Below are 5250 nucleotides of genomic sequence, written 5' to 3'. Positions count from 1 at the left end.
TCTGTATTAATTGTTTTATTTCAATAAGTTGTAATCCATAAAAAAGCCTAGTTTATTCAAACTAGGCTTTTTTATGGATTCTTCACGTTCCACGCCTAGTATTTAACCTTTGTTCCACAGTTTTGATTAACTCCAGTCAACAATGCCCTCACCCATTCGGCAAGAAAAAGCGACTGAGGAAGCCTCTTTTCGGCTGCTCTGGTTCAACCTGCTCCGGCACGAGAATACGCTTATTCTCTGTCTGCTCCGGAGTAGTCAATCCCTCATGTTTAGCTTCTGCTTTGTCCTGTTCTGGAGCTGTTTTGGCCATATTGGGCTGTACCAGTTCTTGATCGGTAAACGTAGTCATATGGGGTTTTGGAGCTTCCAATAGACGCTGCATGGCTTCTATTTGTTCTTGATAAAAGACTTCACGTTCTATTGATTGATTTTCTCTTAGTAAAGCTTGATTTAATTGCTTTTCAAGCAAGTCAACTTGACTTTTAAGCAAGTCAACCTGTGTTAAGTCTTGACTGTTAATTGATTTACTTTGTTTGTCATCTACAGATTTACCTTTAGGTTCACCAAATACTCTTATTGCCTCAGAAAAGTCAATTAATCCATCTGATCCTTTAGATAAATTCCCTTTATTTATATGAGCATAAATAGCTTGTCTAGAATATCCATAAAGCTTAGCTAATTCTGAAACTGTTAACTTTTGCATAATGTGAACTACAGGTTTATTTGCATTTATTTTTGACTGTCAACTTTACAATGTCAATTAACTAGCCTCTTTAAAACCTACCTTTTGTAAATATGGTAATAGTTCTTCAATGTTTTTATAGTCTTTAAGCATTTCAGCAATTCTTACAGCAAACTGTTCAAATGTTTCTGTACCTTGAGAATAGCTTCCCATTTCTGGTAATACTGAAAGTTTATTAGCAAACAAATGACGTTGAGAATCTGTCAATTGTTTAATTTTACGTTGAGCTAAATTGTTAATTTCAGCTGTAACAGATTTTTTCTGTTTAAAATTAAATGAGAAGCCAGTAATAGACCTACCAGTTTTATGTTGTTCAACTTTAACTGTTATGTCTGTGTGTTCATTAATCTGCTTTATAGCTATATCAAGTACGTATTTTTTAAAGTCATACATACGCTTGTATTCAGAATCTAAGACTCCTATTTTTTTTCTAAAATCTATAAGTGGAATAATGGGAGTAGATCCACTACTGCGCCATGCAATCAATATTTCATACAACCGAACGGCATAAGCACTACTTAAATTACTAATTTGTTGAATTTCATATTTTGTAAATTGTTCTTCTAACCGAGTAATCAAAGGAACAATCGCTGGAGAAAAAATAAGCTGCACAATAGCTTCATTGTCGATATAGGCAACTTCACTAACCCAACGAGATTTATGATTAACCACGTTACCTTTTTCACTCATGCTTTGGTAACTAAATTGTCTAGCAAATAAATCATCACAAGCATCTTTTAGAGCCTGATAAGCTGTATTTCGATGTACACCAAATTGATTTATATAACTCTCTGCATGAACGGTTAAGGGGTCATTTGCATTTATACCTTTACCAGATTCTCTAGCTTCAACAATTGCCAAAAGAATTAATCGTTGCTCAACAAGATCAAGATTATAACTAGCATTAATTAAAGCATTATCCTTAACAACAAGTTCTGTTTTCATATGACGAGTTATATTTTTATTTCGTTAAGACGAGATTATATCATGATCTCGTTTAATGCAAGGTAAACCTCGTTTTAATGCAAGGTAAACCTCGTTTTAATGCAAGGTAAACCTCGTTTTAATGCAAGGTAAACCTCGTTTTATAGTTCCTGTATGCATTGGTGTGTAAAGGATTAAGCTAATCTAAAAGTATTTAAAAGCTTAAAAATAATTAAAAGCCCAAGTTTGAAAAATTGCCCTATGTTTTCGCTCTGCTCAAACTCTATTGAACTTCGCTTTCGCTCAGTTCTAAGGGGCAATTTTTTTCTCATACCTGATTCAATTTTTGTTCTGAAAAAAGCACAAGCAAAAGCAACAACAAAAATGAATTCGCTTTGCTCATAAAACTTTTTACTCGCAATGCTCGTTCTAGAATCTAATTAAGCTTATTTATCTATAGTTTTTGAATTCTATTTATAAAAACAGTTTTTCAAAGGGCCTAGGCGCGACTTTTCAGGGTCTCGCTCGTAGACACTCGCTCTGTCCATACTTGTTAGGTATGAAGTGAAATAACCAACAGAACCTCATTTTTTATCTATATCTATTTCAGCATGTACTCAAAGGCGTTTATTTCGCGTTTTTAGCCCTTGATTACCTTTTAGTGGCATTCCCCTTAGGAGTAAACGGTAATTCGGCTGTAATCATCGTTTATGACTGTTTACGGTGTTTGTTAATGAGGACTGTATGGAATTCTTGTTCTTTGATTTTATATGTCGGTAAATCTTCCAAAATATGATGAAATAATTCTCTCGCTTCATTGATATCTGTCGTGTTGTGTTCAACTGCTTTATAAATTTTTGTATTTTTGGTGGTTTTTTCCCACATGAGCGTTTGGATTAGGGCTTGTTCAAGTAATGGGATCTGCGATTGAGTGATACTGAATCCTAAATCTTTATAGAGGGATTGCAGCATTCCTCCTAATGCGTATTTAAGCTGGTTTTCTGCATTACGCTTTTTCTGAGCTTCAGTTAGCTCTTTATGATTTTTGTGCAAAATTTCACGCTTGTGTTCATTCTCCAGCCGGATCCGGTTTTCTAGGGCTGCTTTTTCAATTTTCTGGTAAGACTCTAGGGCGCGATCCAGGCGGAAGAATGTGTCTTGATCTATTTCCTGTTTCAGTAATGCCAGAATTTCTGTTTCGTTGGCCAAAAGGGGCTGCTGGTTTTTATCCTTTAGCTTGATCTGTTCAATGAGAGTCTGTCTTTTTAAAAACTGGTTTTTATCTCGATCTGCAGTTTTCAGCAGACTAAGCTGTTTGTCATTGAATATGCCATTCGCTTGCTGAAGTAAGGTCAAAGCCTGTTGTTGGTTTTTCTTGAGGAAGGGGAGTTTTTCCAGGAACTGCTGCAATGTCATGAGGTCATTTGAGGTGAGTATTTTCGCAGGTCTTCCACGGGCCGCCATCGCATTCTCCAGCATAAATTGGGTGGGATTTTTGTGTTTTCAGTCTAGCATATGCGTCACGGAAAAATATTTAAATAAATGTGGGAACATTTTTTTAAATATTTAAGCTCGTTTCCGTGTTTCTAATTCGATATAATAACTGACGTCATTATATCGAATTAGAAACACTCCTCCTCGTGCTCCGCAGGCTCTGCGAGGCCCCGACTAAAAATGAAGGTGATACATGTTCTATTGCAACCTTGAACACACCGCAAAAAAAGCGATAAAGACGCGATCAGGAAAAATCAAAGATGGCGCCACGGCCAAGAATCGCTTTCATTACATCACTCGAACTTCGCATTTTAAAAGTTATAAGGAATCGGTTTCTGAGCAGATTGAGTTTGTGAAATCCGGGAATTTACCCAGTTTTGCCGAGGGAAAACCGGCTGAATTTTGGCAGGCTGCAGATGTGTTTGAACGCAGCAATGGACGTACCTGTTCTAGTTTAGTAGTGGCCTTACCGAAAGAATTAAACCAGGCGCAGCGGATTGAGTTGGCTGAAGCTTTTATTGCCGAGTTTGCCGACCGCTATCGTTTTCCATTTAGCTGCGCCATCCATAATCATGCGGGTTCAATTGCCGGGATTGAGCAACCACATTTGCATCTGATGTACAGTGAACGGCATGTGGATGGGATTGATCGTTCAGCCGAACAGTTTTTTAAGCGCTATAACCCGAAGGATCCACAGAAAGGTGGTGCGCAGAAGCTCACGGCTGATGTATTGGGGATGGGCAAAGCTCAACTGCAGTTGTACCGGCAGAAAACTGAAGAACTGATTAATGACAGTCTGATGCGGTATGCGCCAATGAAACAGGTTGAGATTCGAGGTATTCGGGTAGAAGTGCCGAGTACGGTGAGTTGTTTGTCACACCGAGATTACAACAAGAAATATGAAACCCAACTGCAGGATGTACCGGTGATGAATAAAGCGGTACGTTTTGCGCGCGAGAACGAGCCTGAGTTGTGGGCCAAACAACAGCATATGATTGAAGAGATTCAACGTATTCGCGCTGAAAATCGTTATGAGCAGTATCGTCTATTTTATAGTGCGGAGTTAAAGAACCGGAAGGAAATTGAAGAATTAAGCAAGCAAGCTGAAACGCCACGTACTCGACAACGTTGGTATGCGCAAGAAAAGTTATTGTTTTTACAGCAGAATATGCTGCAAACTTTATTGAAAGATCCTCAAACAACTGAACCTATGATATTGATTCAGCATGATTTGCAGAGGTATATCGATCTTTTGAATACTGAATCGTTCGATCGACTTGAGAAGTTGGAATACTTAAGGCATCTCGGCCAAAACTTAGAGGGTTCAGTTATTCAGATCGCCCCTATTGATGAAGAATTAGCATTTATACAGCGACAAGTCATCGAACTTGTGCCTTTGAAAATGAGGGAAAAGGCTGTAACTTCTGAAAAAGTAAGGAATCACGATCAGGATAATGATTTTAGTCCTGGTTTTTAGGTCGATTATTTAAGGCGCGCCATTGCATCATCAGTACGCTATCTTCTTCTTCAAAGGTAGATTCACCTGAAATTAGCCGTTCTAAACGTTCCTCACTATTCTGTCTACACGCGTCAATCGTTTTTTGATCGAAGCTATGGCAAACAATATCCTGAGCACGTTTCCATGCTTTACGGAGTGCTAACTCCTCTGCATCTTTTTTAAGGCTTTCTTGGAGACGTTGATGGATCTTATGTTGAGGATCTTTTGCCCCTAAAATTTGATCCTCCATCATTTTTTGTAGAACCTCAAACTCATTTTTAGGCTGATTCATAAGACACATACTCCACAAAATAAAATGAATCGTTTAACTTATTAATTTATGGTAATTACATACGATCAGCGAAAATTTTTTACAAATGATATGGAAACTTTTTTCCGTCCTAATAATGTAAGTTATTGATTTATCGTTGAGGTAAATATCCAGCGAAAATTTTTTACAAATGATTTAGAAACTTTCTTCCATCCTAATGGCGTAAGTTATTGATCTATTGCAGTTCGCTGATTTTATCTTGCGATAAACAAAAAATCGCTTGTAAGAATATAGACACTTTAAATGGGTTCTAACATTTGG

5 protein-coding genes are annotated in these 5250 nt (G+C 37.5%); 1 reads left to right on the top strand and 4 read right to left on the bottom strand.

Annotated features, from left to right (window positions below; genetic code table 11):
* Positions 1-148: 148 nt before the first annotated feature.
* The 3 genes from FW754_RS16290 to FW754_RS16280 form a co-directional block, all read right to left on the bottom strand.
* Positions 149-703 (bottom strand): plasmid replication DNA-binding protein, encoded by a 555-nt coding sequence (locus tag FW754_RS16290; protein WP_446325243.1) that lies wholly within the window; start codon positions 701-703, stop codon positions 149-151.
* Positions 704-760: 57 nt separating this feature from the next.
* A complete protein-coding gene (repM, locus tag FW754_RS16285) occupies positions 761-1687 on the bottom strand; it encodes a replication initiation protein RepM (protein WP_446325242.1) in 927 nt (308 codons plus the stop codon).
* 687 nt (positions 1688-2374) lie between these two features.
* Positions 2375-3130, bottom strand: coding sequence for a hypothetical protein (locus FW754_RS16280; RefSeq protein ID WP_446325241.1), 756 nt, complete (start codon positions 3128-3130; stop codon positions 2375-2377).
* Between the two features lie 223 nt (positions 3131-3353).
* Here FW754_RS16280 and FW754_RS16275 point away from each other — a divergent pair, with 223 nt between their 5' ends.
* Complete coding sequence (locus tag FW754_RS16275) at positions 3354-4637, top strand: MobA/MobL family protein (protein WP_446325240.1); 1284 nt, start codon at positions 3354-3356, stop codon at positions 4635-4637.
* On the opposite strand, the gene FW754_RS16270 is transcribed toward FW754_RS16275, so the two are convergent.
* Positions 4621-4950 (bottom strand): hypothetical protein, encoded by a 330-nt coding sequence (locus tag FW754_RS16270; protein ID WP_446325239.1) that lies wholly within the window; start codon positions 4948-4950, stop codon positions 4621-4623. The genes FW754_RS16275 and FW754_RS16270 overlap by 17 nt on opposite strands.
* Positions 4951-5250: the final 300 nt, after the last annotated feature.

The organism is Acinetobacter sp. 1207_04, assembly GCF_052850415.1.
This window is presented reverse-complemented; position numbering and strand designations above follow the sequence as displayed.